15 protein-coding genes are annotated in these 22,405 nt (G+C 63.4%); 5 read left to right on the forward strand and 10 right to left on the reverse strand.

The genetic code is table 11. The features are described from left to right. Entirely contained in the window at positions 1-537 is a 537-nt protein-coding gene (locus H2510_RS12950) for an Lrp/AsnC family transcriptional regulator (protein ID WP_186628711.1), read from the reverse strand. Between the two features lie 99 nt (positions 538-636). On the opposite strand from H2510_RS12950, the gene ald reads away from it, so the two are divergent. After that, positions 637-1,719, forward strand: a complete 1,083-nt coding sequence (gene ald / locus H2510_RS12955) for an alanine dehydrogenase (protein ID WP_186628712.1) — start codon at positions 637-639, stop codon at positions 1,717-1,719. Positions 1,720-1,732: 13 nt separating this feature from the next. On the opposite strand, the gene H2510_RS12960 is transcribed toward ald, so the two are convergent. Further along, a complete protein-coding gene (locus H2510_RS12960) occupies positions 1,733-3,010 on the reverse strand; it encodes a YibE/F family protein (protein WP_186628713.1) in 1,278 nt (425 codons plus the stop codon). 306 nt (positions 3,011-3,316) lie between these two features. Continuing rightward, a complete protein-coding gene (locus H2510_RS12965) occupies positions 3,317-4,570 on the reverse strand; it encodes a pyridoxal phosphate-dependent aminotransferase (RefSeq protein WP_186628714.1) in 1,254 nt (417 codons plus the stop codon). Positions 4,571-4,659: 89 nt separating this feature from the next. On the opposite strand from H2510_RS12965, the gene H2510_RS12970 reads away from it, so the two are divergent. Together H2510_RS12970 and H2510_RS12975 are read left to right on the forward strand one after the other, a co-directional pair. Next, positions 4,660-5,367 carry an SOS response-associated peptidase gene (locus H2510_RS12970; protein WP_186628715.1) on the forward strand — a complete coding sequence of 236 codons (708 nt, stop codon included), beginning with the start codon at positions 4,660-4,662 and terminating at the stop codon, positions 5,365-5,367. Between the two features lie 64 nt (positions 5,368-5,431). Next, positions 5,432-7,342: a prolyl oligopeptidase family serine peptidase gene (locus H2510_RS12975; RefSeq protein WP_186628716.1), complete on the forward strand. Its 1,911-nt coding sequence runs from the start codon at positions 5,432-5,434 to the stop codon at positions 7,340-7,342. A gap of 265 nt (positions 7,343-7,607) precedes the next feature. Here the strand turns inward: H2510_RS12975 and H2510_RS12980 are convergent, their stop codons facing one another. Both H2510_RS12980 and H2510_RS12985 read right to left on the reverse strand, forming a co-directional pair. Next, positions 7,608-8,546: a hypothetical protein gene (locus tag H2510_RS12980; protein WP_186628717.1), complete on the reverse strand. Its 939-nt coding sequence runs from the start codon at positions 8,544-8,546 to the stop codon at positions 7,608-7,610. Positions 8,547-8,690: 144 nt separating this feature from the next. After that, positions 8,691-12,095: a (Fe-S)-binding protein gene (locus tag H2510_RS12985; RefSeq protein WP_186628718.1), complete on the reverse strand. Its 3,405-nt coding sequence runs from the start codon at positions 12,093-12,095 to the stop codon at positions 8,691-8,693. 551 nt (positions 12,096-12,646) lie between these two features. On the opposite strand from H2510_RS12985, the gene H2510_RS12990 reads away from it, so the two are divergent. Both H2510_RS12990 and H2510_RS21095 read left to right on the forward strand, forming a co-directional pair. Next, positions 12,647-13,324 carry an ammonium transporter gene (locus H2510_RS12990; protein WP_186628719.1) on the forward strand — a complete coding sequence of 226 codons (678 nt, stop codon included), beginning with the start codon at positions 12,647-12,649 and terminating at the stop codon, positions 13,322-13,324. A gap of 385 nt (positions 13,325-13,709) precedes the next feature. Continuing rightward, a complete protein-coding gene (locus H2510_RS21095) occupies positions 13,710-14,780 on the forward strand; it encodes a GNAT family N-acetyltransferase (RefSeq protein ID WP_186628720.1) in 1,071 nt (356 codons plus the stop codon). 28 nt (positions 14,781-14,808) lie between these two features. Here the strand turns inward: H2510_RS21095 and H2510_RS13000 are convergent, their stop codons facing one another. The 5 genes from H2510_RS13000 to H2510_RS13020 all read right to left on the reverse strand — a co-directional run bounded on the left by H2510_RS13000 (position 14,809) and on the right by H2510_RS13020 (position 22,335). Then, a complete protein-coding gene (locus H2510_RS13000; protein ID WP_186628721.1) occupies positions 14,809-16,125 on the reverse strand; it encodes a S1 family peptidase in 1,317 nt (438 codons plus the stop codon). Between the two features lie 76 nt (positions 16,126-16,201). Next, a complete protein-coding gene (locus H2510_RS13005) occupies positions 16,202-17,254 on the reverse strand; it encodes a hypothetical protein (protein WP_186628722.1) in 1,053 nt (350 codons plus the stop codon). Beyond that, the gene (locus H2510_RS13010; RefSeq protein WP_186628723.1) at positions 17,251-18,372 is read right to left on the reverse strand and encodes a hypothetical protein; all 1,122 of its coding nucleotides are present in this window, start codon (positions 18,370-18,372) and stop codon (positions 17,251-17,253) included. Before H2510_RS13010 ends, H2510_RS13005 begins: the two co-directional genes overlap by 4 nt. A gap of 97 nt (positions 18,373-18,469) precedes the next feature. Beyond that, a complete protein-coding gene (locus H2510_RS13015) occupies positions 18,470-20,545 on the reverse strand; it encodes a helix-turn-helix transcriptional regulator (RefSeq protein WP_315901364.1) in 2,076 nt (691 codons plus the stop codon). Between the two features lie 8 nt (positions 20,546-20,553). Then, positions 20,554-22,335 (reverse strand): Hsp70 family protein, encoded by a 1,782-nt coding sequence (locus tag H2510_RS13020; protein ID WP_261392914.1) that lies wholly within the window; start codon positions 22,333-22,335, stop codon positions 20,554-20,556. Between the last annotated feature and the right edge of the window lie 70 nt (positions 22,336-22,405).

Consider the following 22,405-nt stretch of genomic DNA (forward strand, 5'->3'; position numbering starts at 1 on the left):
TCAGACGGCTGGATTCCGCGGGCGAATGTGCTCGAATATCAGAACCGTCTCGGTGGCGGCGACGGCTGGGTGAGCGCTGAGGTTGTCTACGACGAAGTTGCGTAATGCGGCGGTGTCCACTGTCGATACGTGGATCAGAAAATCGTCCGCCCCTGCGATGAAGTAGATGTTCAGAGTCTCCTCGAGCGCCGCGATCTGCTCACCGAATTCGTTGATTCTTCGCCGAGCATCCGCCTGCAAGCGCACCGAGATCATCGCCTGGATGCCCTGCCCGAGGGCTTCGGGATCGATGTCGGCATGGAACCCGCGGATGACTCCGCGCTCGACGAGGGAGCGCACACGTCCCAGCGCCGTCGACGGTGCGATACCTGCTGCCGCAGCAAGAGCATTGTTGGGTGTGCGGGCGTTGTGCCGAAGAACGTCGATGAGGATGTGGTCGATGTCGTCGAGTGGGGTATTTCGTGTATTTGCCGTGAGCCGAACATCATTCGGCAGACGACCTGGCTGACCGTCCTGCACTGAATTATTCGATCCCATAATCTCAATCTACAGAATTATGTTCACATGTGTTGGTCCTCTTTCTCTTTATAATTCACAATTGTGGTAATCCGTCGAATGTTTATTCAGGAGGCCACCATGAAGATCGGAATTCCTCGCGAGCTCAAGAACAACGAGTATCGAGTGGCCATCACCCCGGCGGGCGTACACGAATTGGTCTCGCACGGACATGAAGTGATCGTCGAATCCGAAGCAGGCGTCGGTTCGTCGTTCTGCGACACCGACTTCAAAGCGGCAGGCGCGCAGATATTCGCCGAGGCTGCCAAGGTGTGGGACGCGGCCGACCTGCTGCTCAAGGTCAAGGAGCCGATCGCCGAGGAGTACGCACTGCTCCGGCGTGATCAGGTCCTGTTCACCTTTCTGCATTTGGCCGCGTCGAAGCCCTGCACCGACGCATTGCTCGCATCGGGCACCACCGCAATCGCCTACGAGACCGTCACTGCCCCGAACGGATCACTCCCACTGCTGGCACCGATGAGCGAGGTTGCGGGCAGGCTTGCACCGCAAGCAGGTGCCTACCACTTGATGGCCAGCGGGGGAGGCCGCGGCGTGCTCATGGGAGGAGTGCCAGGGGTGCGTCCGGCGAACGTCGTCGTCATCGGTGCAGGCGTGTCGGGAAGGAACGCCGTCGCCATCGCGCACGGCATGCACGCCGACGTCACGGTGCTGGATCTCGACGTGAAGGCGCTACGCGGCATCGACGATCTGTACCACGGCAGCGTCAAGACGGTCGCGTCCAGCTCCTTCGAGCTCGAACAGGCTGTTCTTGCCGCCGACATGGTGATCGGGGCGGTATTGGTACCCGGGGCGAGAGCGCCGATGTTGGTCTCCGACAGTCTCGTTCAGCGCATGAAGCATGGTTCGGTGCTCGTCGACATCGCCATCGACCAGGGCGGCTGCTTCGAGAATTCGGTTCCCACTACGCACGCCGACCCGACCTACCGGGTGCACGAGTCGGTCTTCTACTGCGTCGCGAACATGCCGGGCGCTGTCCCGCGGACGTCGACCTATGCGTTGACCAACGCGACGCTGCCCTACGTCTGCGCGCTCGCCGACAAGGGTTGGGAAGAGGCATGCGAGGCGGACGCAGGCTTGCGTAACGGGCTCAGCACGCACCACGGTGATCTGTTGTCGGAGAGCGTCGCGGCAGCCTTCGCATGACTTTTCGGCTCTCCTAGCGAGAGTGCCTGCCTGCCTTTCTCGCGGTCGACTCCGATGGCTCGGGCGGCCCTCCCGGCCGGGCGAGCATGGCGGCGATGGCAGTGGTCAGCGGAACGGACAGCGCCAGCGCGATACCGCCGACCGAAGAGCGGACGATCTCGATGGCCACGGCGTCACCGGTCAGAACATCCTGGATGGATCGGCCGGTGACGCTGAACAGCAGTAGAAGTGGAAGCGCCCCACCGGCATACGCCAGCACCAGGGTGTAGACGGTGCTGGCGATATGGTCACGCCCCACGCGCATCGCGGAGGTGAAGATCTGCCGTCGCGTCGTCGTTGCGTCCGCCGAGGCGATCTCGAACGCAGTCGACGCCTGGGTGATCGTCACGTCGTTGAGGACACCGAGCGACCCGATGATGAACCCCGCAAGGAGCAATCCGGTGATGCTGACTTGTTGGATGTAGGCCTGAACGTTGGTGTTCTGTTCTTCCGACAGCCCCGTCAGGTGGGTCATCCGAATCGCAACGTAGGACAACACTGCAGCCAACGCCATCGACAGGAGAGTTCCGAGAAGAGCAGAACTCGTCCGCAGGTTGACGCCGTGTGCAAGGTAGAGAACGCCGTACAGAATGACGGCTCCGGAGACCAGGGCGACGGGAATCGCAGGTGCGCCGTCGAGAAGTGCAGGGAGCATGAATCCGACGAGCACGCCGAACGCCACGATCAATCCCAGCAGCGCACGAAATCCGCGCCATCTCGCAACGACGCAGATGACGACGGCAAACACACCGACGATGACTGCGAGAGGAAGTCCGCGGGCGTAGTCGTTGAACGAGTACTGGGTGGTTCCGGTGGGATCGGTCTGCCGGACCAACCGAATGCTCTCACCGGTGCGAAGGTCTGGTTGGCCAGGGCCCGGGACGATTTCGATCAGGGTGCGTGTGCCCGCATTCGGTCCCGAGTCGATCGTGACGATGCTGCGTTGGCAGTCGTATCCTGCGCTGGGAGGTGGCGTCGGGCTACCGGTGAATACGCGTCCGGAAGAAGCGCTGCCGCAGGGCCCGATGTCCTGCGACACAATCGTGCCCGCTTCGCTTTGGACCGCTCTACCACCGGAGGTATTGAACGGGAGCGGGATGTCGACGTTCTGCTGGCTCGGCCACAGTGCAATTGCACCGCCGATCACGCATATTCCGATCGCGACGAGAAGCCCCACAACTATCCGTGCGGCGACGGGTCCGAGCGGTGCAGGTGCGTTGCTGTGTCCGTGCCCATGACCGTGTGAATCCACGGTGACACAGTATCCGGAAGTGGCGAGTGGTCTGCAGCCTCATCGTATCGGGAGGGTGCGACCGGCTGAACGTTATGGAGCTCGGTGGCGGGGAGCAGGGGGGGCGTCCCCCGCCACCTTCCTGATCGCCCCGGGGGGGGTGGGGTACGACCAGTGCTCGGGCACGCGAGGTGCCGTACGCCAATGTACAGATCTATAGCCGACTTGGCAGGAGCATGGAACTGTTTTGTATGTCACTATTCAATTAATTTCCCTACTTTACGGTCAGGTGCGGGACTGGTACCCGTAAACCCCGAACCGGTCACCCTATTGCTTGTACGAAGCAAGAAAGTTGCCGAACCGTTCGATCGCCTCCGAAAGATCACGCGCCCACGGAAGCGTGACGATGCGCACATGATCGTGTCCGGGCCAGTTGAAACCAGTGCCCTGCACCACCAAAATCTTCTCCTGCAAAAGCAGATCTTGGACAAGCTTCTCGTCGTCGTAAATTTCATGCACTTCCGGGTCGAGGCGCGGAAATGCGTACAGAGCACCGCGCGGTTTCACACACGAGACGCCGTGGATCTCATTCAACTTCTGCCACGCGACGTCACGCTGCTCGAGCAGCCGGCCACCGGGAAGAATGAGATCATTGATGCTCTGATGTCCGCCCAGCGCCACCTGGATCGCATGTTGTGCGGGCACATTGGGGCACAGCCTGGTCGACGCCAACAGATCGATACCTTCGAGGAATCCGGCGGCATGGGCCTTGGGCCCGGTGATCGCGAGCCACCCTGCCCGGTACCCGGCCACCCGGTACGCCTTGGACAGCCCGTTGTACGTCAAGCACAGAAGGTCAGGAGCAAGGCTTGCCAACGACGTGTGTTCGGCGTCGTCGTAGAGGATGCGGTCGTAGATTTCATCGGCCAACAGAAGGAGCTGATGCTTACGAGCCAGCTCGACGATGCCCTGCAGGATCTCCTTCGAATACACCGCACCGGTCGGGTTGTTCGGGTTGATCACCAAGAGAGCCACCGTCTTAGGGGTGATCTTCGACTCGATGTCCGCGAGGTCGGGGTTCCACTCGTTTTCCTCGTCGCATATGTAGTGCACGGCTTTGCCGCCCGCGAGCGTCGTCATCGCCGTCCACAGTGGGTAATCGGGCGCCGGGATCAGGACCTCGTCACCGTCGTCGAGCAGTGCCTGCATCGTCATCGTGATGAGCTCGGACACGCCGTTACCCAGGTAGATATCGTCGACGTCGAGTTCGGGGAAGCCAGGTTCGAGTTCGTAGCGCGTGACGATCGCACGCCGGGCGGACAGAATGCCCTTCGACTCCGAGTAGCCCTGCGCATACGGCAACGCGGCGATCATGTCACGGACTATGACGTCGGGCGCCTCGAAACCGAACGGCGCAGGGTTGCCGATGTTGAGCTTGAGAATTCGATGGCCTTCGGCTTCCAGTCGCGCCGCGTGGGCGTGTACCGGGCCGCGGATCTCGTACAGCACGTTCTGCAGCTTGGTCGACTGCTGCAACGTGCGAGGTTGACGCGTCTGATGATTCGTCTGCGGATGGTTCACCCCCCTAATCTTGCCAGGTCGGTGCCCAGCACATCCAGGCATAGTGGACCAGGCCTTTCTTGTCGGTGCGGGATGCGACAATTTTCTTTATGTGCGGACGGTATGCCAGTACCCAGAGCGATCATGACCTGCGGGCAGTCTTCGACATTGCCGAGACCATCGGCGAAGAACTGCCCCCGGCGTACAACGTGGCGCCCACGCAGACCGTACGAACCATTCTCGAGCGCGCACCCAAAGACGAACCCGAGGCCGACGCCGTGCGGCAGTTGCGTTCGGTCCGCTGGGGTCTGATCCCGTCGTGGTCCAAGGACATCAAGATCGGCAGCAGGCTCATCAACGCGAGATCCGAGACGATCACCGAGAAACCGACATTCAAGAAGGCCGCAGCCCGCAGGCGATGCATCGTCCCGGCCGACGGCTACTACGAGTGGGAGAAGCGCGAAGGCAGAAAAGTGCCCTACTTCCTGCACTCCGAACGACTCCTGGAGATGGCAGGCCTGTACGAGCTGTGGCGTGACCCGACGAAGTCCGACGAGGACCCGGATCGATGGGTCTGGTCGGTCACGGTGTTGACCGCTCCCGCCGCGGACGCGCTCGGTCACATTCACGATCGCTCCCCGGTGATCGTGCCGGAGTCCCTTCGGTCCGAGTGGCTGGACCCGGCGATGACCGATCTGGGTTCGGTCCAGGAGATGCTGGCCGCTATCCCCGAGCCCAGCTTGGTGCCATACGAGGTGAGCTCCGCGGTCAACAGCGTCAAGAACGACAACCCCGATCTGCTTCAACCGGTCGGCTAGTTCCGTCGTTGCCGGCGCGAAGGTGCGCACGGCGCGGGGGAGGGACTCACCTACCCTGGTCGGTGTGACCTCTGCAGCGCTGCCCTTCGGTTCCTGGCCATCCCCGATTTCCGCCGTCGATCTCTCCGCCAGCGGACACCCCGTCGAAGGGGGTCGGTTCGTCGGCGATGAGGTGTGGTGGTCGGAGATGCGGCCGACCGAGGGCGGGCGCACCACCATTTGCCGCATCGAGAACGGTGTTGTTACTGCACTACTGCCCGAGCCGTTCAACGCGCGCACCCGTGTTCACGAATACGGGGGTGGGGCGTGGACCGCGACCGATGACGGTCGAATCGTGTTCTCGGAGTTCAGCGATCAACGCGTCCATATCGGCAAGCCCGGCGAGAGACCGGTGCCGTTGACCCCGGCGCCTGCCGTGGCGGCAACGGTTCGATACGGCGAACTGTCGATCGTCGGCAACGAAGTGCTGGCGGTTCGGGAAACCCATGACGGGGCGAAGGTTTCCCGCGACATCTGCGCCATCGCACTCGACGGTTCCGGGGTTCGATCGCTGGCCTCGGGATCGGACTTCCTGGCATACCCGAGGCTCTCGCCGAATGGGAACATGCTGGCGTTCGTCGCCTGGAACCACCCGCAGATGCCCTGGGATGGAACCGAACTCCGAATCGTCGATCTGACCACCGGAGTGTCTCGAACAATCCTCGGCGGTACCGAGGAATCGGTGCTGCAACCGGAGTGGATCGACGACGAATCGCTGTACGTCATCAGCGACCGATCCGGATGGTGGAATCTCTACCGGACATCCGTCGATGCAGACGTAGTGGCTTTGCATGCAGCGGATGCGGACTTCGGCGCTCCGCTGTGGCAGCTCGGCGCACAGTGGTACTCGGTGCTCGACGACGGAAAGCTCCTGACGGTCAGGACCTTCGGCACCGATACGCTCGGCATTCTCGATCCGGTCACCGGATCGCTCGACGACATCGACCTCGACGGGCTCACCTCCATTTCCCTCGGTGGCCGCCGCGGATCGTCCGTGCTATTGCGCACGGGCGGTGCACACAATGCCAGCGGGCTGCGACTGTTGGATCTCGACACGCGCTCGCTGGTGGAAATCCGCTCGGGGCGAGAGACGATTCCCGACGCCGCCTACCTCCCGCAGGGCGAGCCGATGACCTTCCAAGGTCCACAGCGCGAAGTCCATGCGATCGCCTATGCACCGCGCAACCCCGAATACCGCGGACTCGAAGGAGAATTGCCGCCCTACGTGGCATTCGTGCACGGAGGTCCGACGGCCCACGTCGCGCCCGCGCTCAATCCGGTATTCGCGTACTTCACCAGCCGCGGAATCGGAGTTGTCGACGTCAACTACGGCGGATCGAGCGGATACGGGCGGGAATACCGCAACCGTCTGCGCGGTCAGTGGGGAGTCGTCGACGTCGAGGACACGATCGCGGCAGTGCAAGGGCTCGCCGACGCCGGCCTCGCAGATCCAGCCAGGCTCGCTATCGAAGGCGGGTCGGCAGGCGGCTGGACCGTCCTGGCGGCACTCACATCCTCGGATGTATTCGCTTGCGGTGCCTCGTACTACGGCGTTGCCGAACTGGAAATGTTCGTCGCCGAGACTCACGACTTCGAATCACGATACATCGACAGCCTGATCGGACCGCTCCCCGACGCGATCGACCTGTACCGAAGCCGCGCACCGATCAACAACGTCGACGGATTGTCCTGCCCAGTGCTGTTGCTGCAAGGGCTCTCCGACCCGATCGTGCCGCCGTCACAGGCCGAACGATTCCGGGATGCACTCGTACGCAAGGGCATTCCACACGCATACCTGGCGTACGAGGGTGAATCGCACGGCTTCCGCAAATTGGAGACACAGGTTCACGCCCGGGAATCCGAACTATCCTTCTACGGTCAAGTGCTCGGCTTCACCCCGCCCGGGATCCCTCAGCTCGAATTGTGGAGGCCCTGAGCGTCGTTCGGGTTGGAGCGCGCACCCTTTTTGGTAACCGGAACCCTTTGTTCGCCTCCGAGCGCGGGGGTGCGCTTGGGAAAAAGGGTGCGCGGTTGGGGTGTGCTTGGTCGGGGTATGCGCGGGCAAGGTGAGCGGTTGGGGGTGTGTGCGGGCAAGGTGCGCGGTTGGGGTATGCGCGGTCTAAGCGTGCACCCTTTTTGGTAACCGGGGCCGGTTGTTCGCGTCCGAGCGCGGGGGTGCGCTTGGGAAAAAGGGTGCACTCTCAGCGGGCTATCGCGGTCGGCGGCGGCGACTGGGCTGCTCGTAGCGCTGCGGCTTCGATTCGTCGACGAATCTCGATCGGCGCAGACAAGTCCGCCCATGTCAGTCGGACCACTTGAATGCCGGCGTCGCGTATCGCGTCCTCGCGAAGCTTTTCGCGCCACACCACCTCGTGCGCGGTCGAGCCTGCGGGGACTAGTCGTCCGTATTTGATCTTGCCGTCGAACTCACACGCCGTCGTGATGGCTCGAAGGTAGAAGTCGACGCGTGCGATCGGTTTACCCTGCACCACAATCGAAGTCTGCAGCTCGGGATGGTAGCCGAGTTCGGCCAGTGCCACGCGAGTTCGAGATTCCCCGACGCTTTCCGCGCGACCGTTCATGAAGTTGGCCACCCGTAACCCGGCTGCGTTCCCGGAATGCGTCGGGCGGAGATCCAGTGCATTCACCACCTCGGCCGAGGTCAGATTGTGTACCCGAGCAGCTTCGTCGGCCGCGCACACCGCAGGCTCGAACTTTTCGGAGCGCGCGATATCGGCGATGGTTCGTCCGATACTCGTCACTCGAATACCGTCGACGTCCACTATCTCGTGTGGATGGTATGGCGAACAGTGGAGGACGCGAACCGAACTCGTGCGCGCTCCACTTCTGCGATTGCGTGTGACGTGCACTTTCCTCAAGGGAAGACCCCACACCGACAGGCCATGGACGACGGCCGCCGAGACGTGACTGAGCACGACATCAGGGGTGCGGGCCCCGCCCAATACTGCCTCGGCGATCACGCGGTGCTTGTCGACGGCATCGAGCGCGTCGAACTCGCCTCGGCTCACGAACGCCCCTGGGCGCAAACGTTTCCACGACTCGGTCCGGCAATAACGCTGCAGTTCGGAGTCGGTGATTCCGCGGGTGAGGGCATCCTGCCGGCGAACGATTCGGGTCACGTGCTCATAGTCGTCAGCGATCCAGCTCAGGGCAATGGCCTGTGTATGGACCTGTGGATAACGTGAGCGCGCACCCCTTTTCACAAGTAAACCCCCTTTCTCTGAGGCGAGAAAGGGGGTGCACTTGCGAAAAAGGGTGTTTGGTTACTTCTTCCGGCCCGGAGCCTTCGCGCCCGCTCGGAACCCGAGACCGCCCGGCTTGGCGGCTGGGGGAGCAACAGGTGCGTCACCGTTCGACGGCTGTGCACTCTCGTCTGTCGAAGCTGTCGAAGCTGTCGGCTCCTTGGGCTCGGCTTCGGTCGACACTGCAGGCTCTGCCACTGTCACCGGGGACTCGGCTTCGCTCGACACTGCGGGCTCGGACTCGACAGCTACTGGAGCCTCTACTGCCGGTGCCTCTACCTCTGTTGCCGGAGCCTCTGCCGCAGGCTTGCCCGGTGCCTTAGCGCCTGGCTTCTTGTAACCGGACTTGACTGCCAGGCCCTTGGCCTTGACGGTCGGCTTCGATTCGACGGCTGCTGAAGCTTCGGTCGCTGCCGGTGCCTCGACTGCCGCCGGTGCCTCAGCCTCTACTGCCGGTGCCTCAGCCTTTGTTGCCGGGGCCTCTGTTGCCGGAGCCTCGACTGCCGGGGCCTCGGCCGGCTTGCCCGGTGCCTTGGCGCCTGGCTTCTTGTAACCGGACTTGACTGCCAGGCCCTTGGCCTTGACGGTCGGCTTCGATTCGACGGCTGTCGAAGCTTCGGTCGCTGCCGGTGCAGCTACTGCCGCCGGTGCCTCAGCCTCTGCCGCCGGAGCCTCGACTGCCGGAGCCTCGGGTGCCGCAGCCGGCTTGCCCGGTGCCTTGGCGCCCGGCTTCTTGAAGCCGGACTTCATGGCAAGACCCTTCGGCTTGACGGTCGGCTTGGTCTCGGTCACTTCTGCCGAGGATTCTGCTGCCGACTCACTTGCCACGGGTGCTGCAGCTTCCGTTGCCGGAGCTTCGGCAGCCGGCGCAGCAGCCTTGGCGCCAGGTGCCTTGCCCTTCACCTGAAGGCCCTTGCCGCCTGGTGCTTTCGCGCCACCGGCCATACCGAGGCCCTTGGGCTTGGCTGCTGGTGCTGCGGCTTCTGCCTCGGGCGCGGCAGGTGTCGCTGCAGCTCCCGGTGCCTTCGCTCCTGGTGCTTTCGCGAGGCCCTTCATCTTCAGGCCACCGGCCTTGGGTGCCGGAGCTGCCGGTGCGGATGCCGACTCGGCGGGCTCTTCGACGGGCTGGACGCGCTCGGCTTCTTCGACCTCAGCGGCTTCCTCGGTGACGATGTCCGCCTGTGCAGGCTTCTCCCGAGGTATCACCTTGATGTTCTCGGCCAGAACTGAGGACTCGACGCGAGTGATCGACTCGAGCATCAGCTGCGCGACGTCGACGACCTCGACGCCTTCGTGTTCGCCACCCTCTTGGCGTGCGGTGACGCCGTCGGTGAGCATGACGCGGCAGAACGGGCAACCGGTCGCGATCTTCTTCGGGTTCATGCTGAGCGCTTCGTCGACCCGGTCGATGTTGATGCGCTTGCCGATGTTCTCTTCCATCCACATGCGAGCGCCACCGGCACCGCAGCACATGGACCGTTCACCGTGTCGCGGCATTTCCTTCAGGTTGGAGCCCGAGGCTGCCATGAGTTCACGGGGAGCGTCGTAGACCTTGTTGTGACGTCCGAGGAAGCACGGGTCGTGGTAGGTGATGTCCTGGCTGACCGACGCGACCGGGATCAGCTTCTTCTGCCGTACCAGACGGTTGAGTAGTTGAGTGTGGTGCACGACCTCGTAGTCGCCACCGACCTGCGGGTACTCGTTGCCGAGCGCGTTGAAGCAGTGCGCACAGGTGACGACGATCTTTCGCTGCTTCTGCTCGACGCCGTCGAACAGGTTGTTCAGCGTCTCGATGTTCTGCATCGCGAGCTGCTGGAACAGGAATTCGTTACCGGCACGGCGCGCGGAGTCTCCGGTGCAGGTCTCGTCGGCGCCGAGGACCAGAAACTTGACTCCCGCAGTGGCGAGAAGCTCTGCGACGGCCTTGGTGGTCTTCTTGGCGCGGTCCTCGTAGGCACCGGCGCAACCGACCCAGAACAGGTACTCGTAGTCCTGGAACGAATCGGCATCCTGCCCGAAGACGGGGATGTCGAAGTCCATCTCGTTGATCCAGTTGAGGCGGTCCTTGGAGTTCTGGCCCCAGGGGTTGCCCTTGTTCTCCAAGTTCTTGAACAGGCCTGCGAGCTCGGAGGGGAATTCCGATTCGATGAGCACCTGGTAGCGACGCATGTCGAGGATGTGGTCGACGTGCTCGATGTCCACGGGGCACTGCTCCACACACGCGCCGCACTGGGTGCAGCTCCACAGTGTCTCGGGGTCGATGATGCCGCCGTCGATGGCTTCGGCGACGAGCTTGCGATCGGCTTCGTCTCGGGCTGCCTGCGGAATTGCATCGAGCTTGACCTGGTCGGGTTTGCCGTCGGCGTCGACGAGTCCGATTTCGTCGCCTGCCATGTCCTTCTTGCCGCCGGCGAGAAGGTATGGGGCTTTGACCTGGCTGTGATCGCGCAGAGACATGATGAGCAGCTTTGGCGAGAGTGGCTTGCCGGTGTTCCAGGCGGGGCACTGCGACTGGCAGCGACCGCACTCGGTGCAGGTGGTGAAGTCGAGCCAGCCCTTCCAGCTGAAGTCCTCGATCTTGCCGGCGCCGAATGCGTCGACGTCGGGGTCGGCCTCTTCCATCACGAGGACCTTGCCGCCGGACATCATCGGCTTGGCTGCGCCGAGTGCGGCGGTGCCGTCGTCCTCACGCTTGAAGTAGATGTTGGGGAACGCGGTGAAGCGGTGCCATGCGACGCCCCAGTCGATGTTCTGGCCGACGTAGTAGAGCCAGATCATGCCGGACATCAGCTTGATGAATGCGAAGACCGAGACCATGATGACGCTGGCCGGGAGGATCTTGGCGACGTTCATCGTGAAGAAGTCGGTCCATGGGTTCGCGTGGCCGTAGGTGGCGATCTTGCCTGCCTTGACGAAGATCATGCCGAGGCCCTCGACGAGAACGACTGACTCGACGAAGTAGGCAGCGCCGAACCGGGAGCCGGCGAAGCGTGACTGACGCTCGGCCTTGCGCGGGTGATTGAGCTGGCGAATGGTGATGAGAACGAGGATGCCGACGACGGTGCCTATGCCGAGGATCTCGTCCATCAGGTGGTAGATGGCCCAGTCGCCGAAGATGGGCCAGTGGAACTCGGGGTTGAACGTCTGGCCGTATGCCTCGAACCAGAAGATGGCTCCGAGCATGAAACCGACCATGACGAGCCAGTGCGCCCAGCCGACAGTGCGGAACTTGACCATTTTGGTGTGTGCGGCGAACTCGACGATCATCTGCTTGAAGCGAGGGATGATCGGGCGCCAGCGGTCCGGAGCGGGTTGCCCGAGGCGCACGATGTTGAACATCTTCAATCCACCGCGGATGAAGGAGTACCAACACACGAGACTGAGCAGCGCACCGAACGTGCCCAACGAAATCGTCACGGCGTTCATGTAAGCGGCCTTTCGTAATTTAGGCAGCGGAGGAGCTGCCTCGGGTCCAGCCCGACAAGCGTACGACTTTTCAGGTTACTCGTCAGTAACAAGGTTTACGTACTGACGGGTAACTTAGCAACGCGGAGATCGCTCTGCGCTGGTGGATCGCCGGATCGTTCAACTTTCCGGTGGGCTGAACCGGTCGGTAGAGTCCGTCCTGGTGGTCACGTTATGCGTAGGGCGAACATCGGTGTTCGAGAAGGCAGTCCTAAGTTCGCTCGCATTGCCTTCTGTGAGGGTTCGGATCGGCAGTCACCGGCGCCCGGTCGTAGTCCAAGTTCGGTACCGAATCGTGTCCTTATTTGTGCCAGAGGGTTCAGATGTGACAAATGAGAACTATTGCGACTCGAAAAGAACGCGAGAGGATAACGATCGGTCGAGTTGTAGGTTATGCTGCTGCCGCACCGACTAACTCGCGGATTCGGTCTTGGGGTGTTTCTGCGTCTGCGGGGCAACTCTGTTCGACAATAGCCGGGCTCGATTTGCATAGAAACGGAAACAATCTCCAGATGAAACTCAGCAAAATGGTCGTCACATCGGTGTTCGTTGCCGCGGCGATGGGGCTCGCCAGCGGAACAGCCTATGCAGATCCGACTCCGGCGGCGCCTGAGACGCCCGCACAGGACATCGGCTACGAGTCGAACCTCGAAGACCGCACCATCGTCACCACGATCGATGCGGGCGTCTTCAAGGTCGCCGACGACGGCAAGACCGTCGATGTGCTCGATCAGGCCGAGAACGTAGTCGTCACCCTGCCGCTCAGCTTCAATCTCGGCGGCTTGAGCTTCCCGTACGAGCAGAACGTCGACAACGACGGCAAGACGCTCCGTCTCGTTCCTCAGCTCGATCTGAACAAGGCCTCGGCCAACTCGCGCACGCTCGGTGCAAAGCAGGTTGCTTCGACCGAGGAAAATCTGCTCGCACAGCAGACCTTCGTGACGCAGCTCGGAATTGCTAGCGCGATCGGTGGATTCACCGGTACGGCAATCGGTGCAATTGCTGGTGCGATCATCGGCGCTCCGTCTCTTGCCGGAGTTATTGCAACAATTCCGATCGGTGCAGGCGTCGGTGGAGTTATCGGCACGATCGTTGCCGGCGGACCGACACTCGTTATCGCAGGCATCGACCTGATCAACACGCTGAACGCCGCTCCGGGAACCTCGAAGTACGCAGACAGCGTCAACTGAACACTCTCGACATAACATCAGCCCGTCACCTCAGTAGAGGTGGCGGGCTGATGTGCGTTCGGGGTCAGCCGAATCGAATAACCGGGTCCGCCAGTTGGATTCCGTTGATCACGATCGTCGCCAGGTAGCCGAGCAGGTCGATTCCGACTCCGATAAGTCCGAGCATGTGGGGATGCCTTCCGTTCGAGTGAAGCGGCACGGGTGTACCTGAAAGTCCCCTCTGATCATACGGCGAATGTCCATATATGCACCACGATGTCCATCGAATTGACCACTGGCAGAGCAAGTGTCGCCCCGTCAGTGCGTGTGGAGACCGTCAGTCCACGTGTCGGTTGTTCGGATGAATGTTTTGGTTTTCTTTGCAATCTCTTGGTACTTTGGTTCGGTGGAAACAGGCGTCAATGCAGTTACGATGCATGTTCACTCCGAGCCCTCGCCCATCGAATCCGAGTGGTCTGCGCTCGCTGACCGCGTCGGGACGGTGTTCTCGTCGAGGCCGAGCTTCGTGGTCAATGTTGCGCGTGCGTTGAAACTCGACTTCGAATTGGTGGCGATTCGTCGAGATGGGCGTTTGGTTGCGTCGGCAGCTTTGTCTCTGGTGCGCCGAGGGCCGTTCACTCTTGCGAAGGTGATCGGGACCGGTTTGGGAGTGCCGATCGAATTTCTCAGCGAGGACCCCGAAGCCTCCGACGCGTTGCTCGACGCCATTGCGTCCCTCGGCTACATGGTGGATGCCGATTCCATGATCACGAATGATCCCACTGTGCGCAGGCTCGCGCAGCACCCGTCGTGGACAGTGGACATGATGGTGCGTGAACGTGTCCCGGTCATCGATCTGGCTGTTGGGCAGAGTGCCTCGGATATTCGAAGTGCGAAGTCGCTGAAGAGGCTTCGCCAATACCGCAGCGAGGTGCAGCGTCGGTCGTCGTTCCGGGTCGAGGAGATCACCGAAGTCTCGCATCTGGACGCTCGGTGGCACGACATCTTGGAGGTGGCGGTCCGCGGGATCGCCGGCACCACGAAGATCAACTATCTGACTGCGCCGCATGGCGAGTTCGCTCGAGATTTCCTACGGAGCGAGGCGCGAGCAGGCAGGCTCTGCATTGCGGGTCTGGTGATCGACGGGCAATGGGCCGCCCACGAGATCGGGCTGCGAACTGGTTCACGGATGGAAGGGTGGCTCACGCATTACGACCCAACGGTGGGGCGGTGCCAACCCGGCCATCAATTGATCGAATGGTTCGCGAACAATCACGACGAACTGGGCGTCGACGCACTCGACCAGGGAGTTGGCGTCAACGAGATCAAATCGGCTTGGGCCACATCGGATTACGAGCTCGTTCGAGTGTCTGCGGTACCGAAGGCTTGGGTCATGTCCGGGGTGCTGGTCCGACTTCTTCGCCAGCTTCCCCCGGCCCTCTCGCGCATTCGACGATACGTCCAGCGCTTTCCCTGACCCGAGCCCCTGTCGGAGCCGACTAGCTTCAGTCGAGCGAGGCAGTCCTGATGGTCGTGCCTGTTTCTGCCGCAACCTGATCGATCGGGATTCCCAGGCTTGCCGTGCCACCGAACTGTGCGAGTGCAAGGTTGGCCTCGGTGCAATCCGGTGCGCCGCCACTGTTGGAGCCGCTGGTGATTCCCAGAGCGAGCGTTCCGGTCACGATAGCGCCACCACTGTCACCCGCGAGAGTGCATGCGGTACTTGCGAAGCCGCGAACGGTGCGGCTGGTGCCGTCGTCCATGAACAGTTGGGTCTCGACGCGGTCTGCGGCAACTACCCCGCAGGTGAACGAGGACGACTGACCGGACTTGCAGACGGGCGCTCCGACGACGGGGGAAGCAGTGCCGGTGATGGTCACCGTGCTGCCGTTGGCTCCGCGGACGGTCGGCTTGTCGAGACCGGAGGAGGTGCCGTTGTCGTTCAGTGAGATGACCGACCAGTCGAGTGCGCTGGGAGATCCGAGGCTGGACTTGGCGAAGGTGCCGATCCGGGTGCTCTCGTGCACGTTGGCCGGGTTGGGTAGGTAGACGGGTGCGCCGCCTGCGCCGGTGGCAGCATTCGGATTGCAGTGCCCTGCACTGAGGTTGACCGACTCGCCGGAGCCCGATGTGGCGTTGAACCCGAAGGAACAGACGCTGATGTCGGTGGGCGGGGTGTCCTTGATGGGGCCCGCGGTGGTGACATAGGTGTCTCCACCCATCGGTGTGGGATCGGTGGGCTTGGGTCCACCCGGCGACAAATTGACCTTCAGGTTCGCCAGCAGTGTCGGAAGGTTGAGCGCGCTGCCGATGGGACTGTTCGCGAGGTCGATGACGATCTGATTGTCCAAAACGTCGATCGACGTGCCGTTGACCTGACTGGCGACCTCGCGGGGCAAGGTGGAGATCCAGTTGTTCAGGTCCGTGAGGGACCGCTCCAGCCCGTCTGCTGAGACTGGGGCCTGCGCGGAGTCGTAGCCATCCTGCGCCACGGCATGGGCGGCGTCCTGAGATGTCACTGCGACGACTGCTTTGCCGTCGGGACCTATCCAGGCACCGGCGAAGTCGGCTGGTCGGTTGGCGCGGAAGTCCGTTGCGTAAGTGGACAACTCCTGCGCACGGGCTGCACGATCCAGGTACTCCTGGGGAGAGATTTTCAGATCGCGTTCTACAGCCTCTGCGAGTTCACGCGGCAACTGATCCGCGGCAGACTGGTCGACTCCACTGTCGGGCTCGGCCGAGGCCGGTGCAGAGAAGGTACCGAAGAGTAAAAACGCCGTCGAACAAACCACCGCTGCGCGCAGTGCCCCCGTGTTACGCATGAAATCCCTTCATCAGGTGCTGGCCGTCAGCGCCCCACCTTAGGCCATAGGTCACAAAAAATTATGAACGGTATGGTCAGCGACCCGAGAAGGGGGAGTCGGGGAAAGTGAAGTCGGGAAAAGTCAGCCGTGGTGGCGGCGTTTTCGTCGGCGGGGGTGGTAATGAAGGTTCCACCGGTTCGGGCGCAACGGTCTCCGGGGCGGGCGGGGGAAGCGGCTGCGCCGGAATCGTCTCGACGATCGGCGGCGCAGGGTTCGGCACCGATTCAGGGCTCGGCAATTCGCTGGGTGGGGCGCTGAAGGTCGGGATCGGCACAGCAGCGGCGGGGACAGGCGTCGGCGACGGTTCGGTTGTCGGTGTGGAGCCCGCATCGGTGATGGTCGGGGGTACGACGTCGGGTCCGTCGCTGAAGGCACCCATGGCCGCGGCGATACCGATCGAGACGAGAACGAGCGCGACGGCAGCCGCTGTCACGATGGCGATGGGGCGCTTGGAGTTCGGTGATTCCGTCGACTGTGGACTTTCGGGCGCCGGTGGAACCTGCACCGGGATCGCCTCGGAGAATGCCAAGGCGGGCGCGGAAGTGACGACGGGCAGTGCGTCGGTATCGGCCGAATCTGCTGGGATCGGGTACATGGCTTCGACGATTCCCAAAGCGCCGCGGGTGACGGTGACCTGGTCGAGGTCACCGGAGTTCGATCGAAAAAATTCCCGCGCAGCAGCCTCGTCCGAGATCAGCGTGACCTGATCGAGGTCGACGCGGTCGAGGGCGTCCCGCACCGCGTCGATGGCGTGAGAACTCCACGTGTTCGGGTGTGTCAGAACTGCGTGCGGCACGGTGCCACCGTGCTCGGCGGTCACCGCGTTCACGAGGCAGAAGGCGGCGGTCGCGACGAGATCTTCGGCGCGGAACTCTTGACCGCTGTCCTCGGGCTCGTCGACGCGGCCGAAGAATCCGACGAGGGGCGTCGAGTCCGCTGACGCGTCGGCTCCGAGTCGCGCGGTGCCGTCGCCGGAGTAGGACAGGGCGGTGTCTGTGACGAATACCGACGGGTGCTCGCTTCGGGAACGTCGATGGACTGCCACCGAGACCCCGTCGGCGATCGTCATCGCCAGGTATCCGGTCATGGTGTCGGCTTCAGCATGGTGTTGTCCTGCTGACTGTCCGGGGTGGTGCCGCCGGACTCCGGGGGCTTTTCCTGATCGATCGGATCGGTCGGCTTCTCCGGGCTCGGCACGGTCACGTCCGGCTTGGCGACGTCCGGCTCCACGGTCTTCGGCGTGGTCGTTTCCGGCTCGGTTTCGACCGAGGTCTCCGGGGCGGGCTCGGTCGTCGGAGGCGTGATGACGACGTCCGAGGTCCGAGGCGGTTGCGGGGGCGTAGTGGTGGGCGCAGGGGCCGGGGCGACGATCTGTTCGGTCGATGGTTCGAGGAACGGTACGACCGTGGGGAACGGAATCTGCGAACTCGGCCGGACGATCGGAACGGTGGCCTCGGCGATCTGTGCGCTGTCGATCTCTGGAATCGACGGCCCGGAAGTGTCCTGAATCAACAGTGCCGTCAGGCCCGCGCCGAGCGTCAGCAGGGCTGCGAACGCGGCCGCCGCAAGGATGGGGGTGCGTGTCCACAGGGGGCGCACCGGAGTTCGCAGCGGTATTTCCTCGGTCACGGCCTCGATAGGGAACTCAGCGGCGAGCACCGCAGCGCCACGTGCGGCCGCGATACCGGAATCCGACCCGGCCCACCTGACATCGAGTCCGCCTGCCCAGGCTGCGCGCGCTTCGGACTCGGAGACGAGTGCGACGTGGTCGAGGCCGACGCGGCTCATGGCCATCCGCACTGCCGAGACCTGCTCCGCCGTCCACCGGGCCGGGAATGTTGCCGCAGCTGCGAGCGTGTCCACCGGGGTACCGATGGACTGGGCGACGTCGGCGAGAAGACACCGAAGTGCCATCGCGACGAGATCGCCGGGGGCATGATCGCTCGATGCTTCTTCACCGATCGCGTCGACGAATCCGGTGAACTCGACCGCATCGGGGTCGTCGGTTCGACCGAGCGAAGCCGAACCGTCGGCATGGACGTAGAGAACAGTGTCGTGCAGCGAGGCGACGTGCAGGGAAGGACTCGAACGCGCGGCCCGCGATACTGCTGCGATCGCGCGCTGATTGTCGATGTACATGCCGACGTCGGGTAATGCCTGTGCGGGCGGATGGGCCTGCGCCGGTTCGGCGGACCGATTGATCATCGCTACTGCTACCTCGTCGTCTACATATGCCTTGTGGGCGGAGTACTGAGATAGATGTCGTGTGCAGGCCCGCAGAAGTTACACGGCCCGCGCACGACTACACAGTAGTTCCGTAGCCCATCCCACGCAGCATCGACAGCAGTTCCGAGCGTGAGCCCGCGCCGAGGCGCCGCTTGATGCGCGCGACGTGGTGTTCGACGGTCTTGGCAGAGATGTAGAGCCGATTGCCTGCTTCGCGGTAGGTGATGCCGAGGACGAGCATTTCCGCGACTTCTGCTTCGCGTGCGCTGAGCGCACCTTTCGGTTCTACGGTCTCGGCGGTCGGTGACGCGACGGGCTGGCGAAGTGATCGAGCCACCTGGAGCAATGTGGTCGCAGCTCGGGTGTCGGCGACGCGCAGTGCGGCTTCGCCGGCGAGGCGGGCGCCGTCCCACGACAATCCGAACTGGGTGAGCGAGTAGGCCGCTGCTTCGACGTCGGATACGTTCGGATGGCCTTGCAGTACGCCCAACCAGGCGCGACCGGCGGATGCGAGGGTGGCGCTGTACCGGTTCGATTCGGCTGCCGAGGCGAGTGCCCGCGCATGCGGAACCAGTTCGGTGGGGTTCTCGGCAGCGATGGCGGCTTGAACTCCGTACCAATGAAATGCCGACGCCCAGGCACTCGGCTCGTCCAGGCCTGCGAGTACGGAATCGACCTGCGCAAGCAGATGCGTCATGCGGTCGGGTTGACCCACCCGCACGGACCCGAGCCAGAGTTCACCGATCGGTAGCAGTGAGAACAAGTCGGCCGAGTATTCGGCGATGACGTCCTGCGCCTCCTCCCACGCATTGATCAGTGCCCCTCGGTCACCGGACCGGCGGGCCAGCCCGACTCCGATCGCATGGAAGAAGAGTCGATTTCGACTGTGCGAAGACGGGATCCGCATCGTCTCGATGCGGGCGGCGGCCGCGGCCACATCACCGGACAACATGCTCGCCCAGGTGTGGAGCAATGCAATTCTGGTGCCGCTCGGATGCTGCATGGGTGCGGTGGACCGCGACACCAGCGATTCGACGCGCGCGAGGTCGCCACAGTGGAGCGCGAACAGGATGGCGGTTGCCGACGCAGTCTCGGGGGCAGCGCGCCTGACGTCGGTGCCGGACAGTGACACCGCGCGCATCAGTGTGTTCGTCGCAGCAGTGGTCTCGGCCGTCGACTCCGCAGTGATGGACTGCTGTAGTCCACTGGCCAGCAGGGTCAGCGCAGCGGTCGCCGACGTGGGCGGTGCCGTAGTCGCAGCCGTACAGGTAGGCACGACGCCTGCCACCGAGGCGACGACGGCGGCCAGTGGGGCGTCCGTTCCTGCGCGGTCGGGGCCGAGCCACTCGTAGAGTTGACGTCCACGCTCGGTCATGCCCCGCTCGGCAGCAACGGTCGCCGATGTCCTTATCGCTGTTCGCAATTCGACCGCAGTCACCGAATCGCTGCGCTCGAGGATGTGATCACCGAATCGCTCGGCTGCATCGAGATCGCCGAGCACAGCTGCTACATCGGCCCTTCGCGCAGCCAAGGAAAGTGGTTCGGCGCCCGCGTCGACGGCACACGAATACAGCGTCGCGGCCGATTCGGGCTCGGCGCGATCAGCTTCGACGGTGAGGAAGTGCGCCAACTGTGGATGTCGAACGCCTGCACCGGTGATGGCCACTGCCATAGCTTCGTCGAGAGTGCCTGTCTTGCAGCGATATTCGAGCAGGGTGGTAAGTATTTCGGACAGTCGGGGTGCGCCGAGTGTGGCGAGTAACACCTCGGTGACACCGGACAGTGGGGGAGGTTCCTGTGCCAATACGCCTGCTGCTACTGCACTCTCGCGAACCGCCGCCGGATCGGTGGATCCCTCGGTGAGTTCGGTCAGGACTTCGGTGTCGGATTCAGCGCCGAAATGTGCCAGTGCGACCACACTCTGCTCGGCACGGGTCAACGCAGCGAGGTACACCACTCGATGAGCGTGGACAGCGTCGACGACGACTTTGGTGACCGACATGTCGGCGTCGACACGTCTACTGGCCTCCAGTGCGACGTCGACGGCATTCTCGCATCCACCGGTGGCTGTCAGGATGGTCCCGGCCAGCGCGCGAGAGATCGGTCGTCCAGCATTGGTTGCCCGGGCGGCGATGTCGGACTTGGTCAGCACGAAAGCTGCTACTTGTTGCCGAGCAACGGGGGAACGAGTCCGACGATGCCGCCGACGGCATCGCCCGTGCCCTGAACGACACCTCCGACGCCCTGACCCACACCTTGAAGCACGTTTCCTGCAGCACCTCCGGCGTCGGACAGTCCTGGACCGGTGTACGTCGGCGGTGTGTAGGCAGGCGGTGTGTATGCCGGTGGCGTATTGGCGGGCGGGGCGTATCCCGGGAGCTGCGGATTCGGTGCGGGCACATTCGGCGCGGGGACGCCCGGTGCTGCGGCAGGGGCGCCAGGTGCGCCGACTTCGGCGGACGGAACGGCCGATCCAGGAGCTGAGACGATCGAGCCGTCAGCGGCGATAGCCGTTCCCGGGGCCGGGATCAGGGCGCCGTCGGCGGCGACGGTCGGAGCAGGTAGACCGTTTGCGGGCGTGCCCATCTCGGCGACAGTGGCGGCAGTTACCGCCGACGGACTGGCTCCCGTGCTGTTCTCCGACACCGAATCGACCGGCGCATCCTTGGTGGTCAACGCGGTTCCTACCGACAATCCGCCGCCGGCGATGACCACGAGCGCGGCAACGGCAGCGAAGACGATACCGACCTTCCTGCGGCCGGATGATCCGGTCGATTCGGCCGCGGACGCAGCAGCCGGCGATGCGAACGCCGGGCGCGGTGCGGGCCGGGTGAGCGCGACGGCAGAGGCCACAGGGGCGTCGAGGACAGCCGCGCGGGCGATCTCGTTGGCGAGCAATGCTGCGCCGATGGCGGGGATGCGGTCGGGATGCGGCCCGGTGACCACCGGAACACGCATGTGTGAGGAAACAAGTTCGGCGACAAGGGGAATGCTGGAGCTGCCCCCGATGAGGAGGACCTGAGTCACATCGGAGACGTCGAGGCCGGAGGTGTGCAGCACGTCGCGAATCAGGTCGATGGAATCGAGGACCGGGCGGCGGATCAAGTCTTCGAGTTCGCCACGGACGAGCCGTGTCTCGGTGTGCACAGAAGGAAGGTCGATGGTCAGCGTCGTCGCAGTCTCCGAAGAGAGCTCTTCCTTCGCCTCACTGCATCGTGCGCGAAGTTCGACGAGGGCGCCGACAGTATCGGGATCGAACGGGTCGAATTCGAACGAGGCGCTACTGGCCGCGGTGTCGAGGACGTGCTCGGTGATCAGGTGATCGAACTGTGCTCCGCCGAAGTCGGTGGAATTGGCTCCGGCTCCGATGGTTCCGGATTCGGCGCCGGTGCGCATCAGGGTGATATCGAGGGAGGAGGCACCGAGGTCGTAGATGACGACGAGGCCGTCGCTCGCAGCGCCGCGTGAACCCTCGAGCCAGCGCATGGCCGCGGCCGAGTCGGGGACGAGCTTCGCATCGGGAACGCCTGCACGTTCCAAAGCGCCGCGGAGAACGTCGGTCGTATAGGTCGACCACCGGTCGGGATAGGTGACGACGACGGTGGGATCACAGGGAGTGCCCGCACACGCTTCGGCAACGAGGGCCCGCGTGGCAGTGGCGAAGAGGTCCTCGGCCTGATGCGATCGTCCGTCCTCGTCGATGACGGGAACGGGGTCTCCGACGCGGTCGGCGAATCCGCTGATCAGATAGCGGTTCTGGCGATCCTGGCTCCCGGCGAGGCTGGGAGCGGCACCGGGGCGAAGGTCCAGAGCGGACCGGCGAGTGACGGTGAGCATTGCCTCATCGGTGGCGAAGTCGCGGGGCGCGTGGGGATCCTCGGAAGTATCGAGGGCAGCCACCGAGGCAGCTGTTCCAATCCGTATGCCGAGCCCTGCGCTCATCTTCATCTCCGGCTTCTTGTTCGATCCGCACGTCCTATTCGATCTTGTGTCGGAAGCATCGCACCTTTCG

It is taken from the genome of Rhodococcus sp. BP22, assembly GCF_014281965.1.
In the GTDB taxonomy this organism is placed as follows: Bacteria; Actinomycetota; Actinomycetes; order Mycobacteriales; family Mycobacteriaceae; genus Rhodococcoides.

What these genes read in the sequence shown, in the direction of transcription:
- H2510_RS12950 (WP_186628711.1), bottom strand. Translation starts at nt 537, where the DNA reads ATGGGATCGAATAATTCAGTGCAGGACGGTCAGCCAGGTCGTCTGCCG.
- ald (WP_186628712.1), top strand. Translation starts at nt 637, where the DNA reads ATGAAGATCGGAATTCCTCGCGAGCTCAAGAACAACGAGTATCGAGTG.
- H2510_RS12970 (WP_186628715.1), top strand. Translation starts at nt 4,660, where the DNA reads ATGTGCGGACGGTATGCCAGTACCCAGAGCGATCATGACCTGCGGGCA.
- H2510_RS12985 (WP_186628718.1), bottom strand. Translation starts at nt 12,095, where the DNA reads ATGAACGCCGTGACGATTTCGTTGGGCACGTTCGGTGCGCTGCTCAGT.
- H2510_RS12990 (WP_186628719.1), top strand. Translation starts at nt 12,647, where the DNA reads ATGAAACTCAGCAAAATGGTCGTCACATCGGTGTTCGTTGCCGCGGCG.
- H2510_RS13000 (WP_186628721.1), bottom strand. Translation starts at nt 16,125, where the DNA reads ATGCGTAACACGGGGGCACTGCGCGCAGCGGTGGTTTGTTCGACGGCG.
- H2510_RS13005 (WP_186628722.1), bottom strand. Translation starts at nt 17,254, where the DNA reads ATGACCGGATACCTGGCGATGACGATCGCCGACGGGGTCTCGGTGGCA.
- H2510_RS13010 (WP_186628723.1), bottom strand. Translation starts at nt 18,372, where the DNA reads ATGATCAATCGGTCCGCCGAACCGGCGCAGGCCCATCCGCCCGCACAG.
- H2510_RS13020 (WP_261392914.1), bottom strand. Translation starts at nt 22,335, where the DNA reads ATGAGCGCAGGGCTCGGCATACGGATTGGAACAGCTGCCTCGGTGGCT.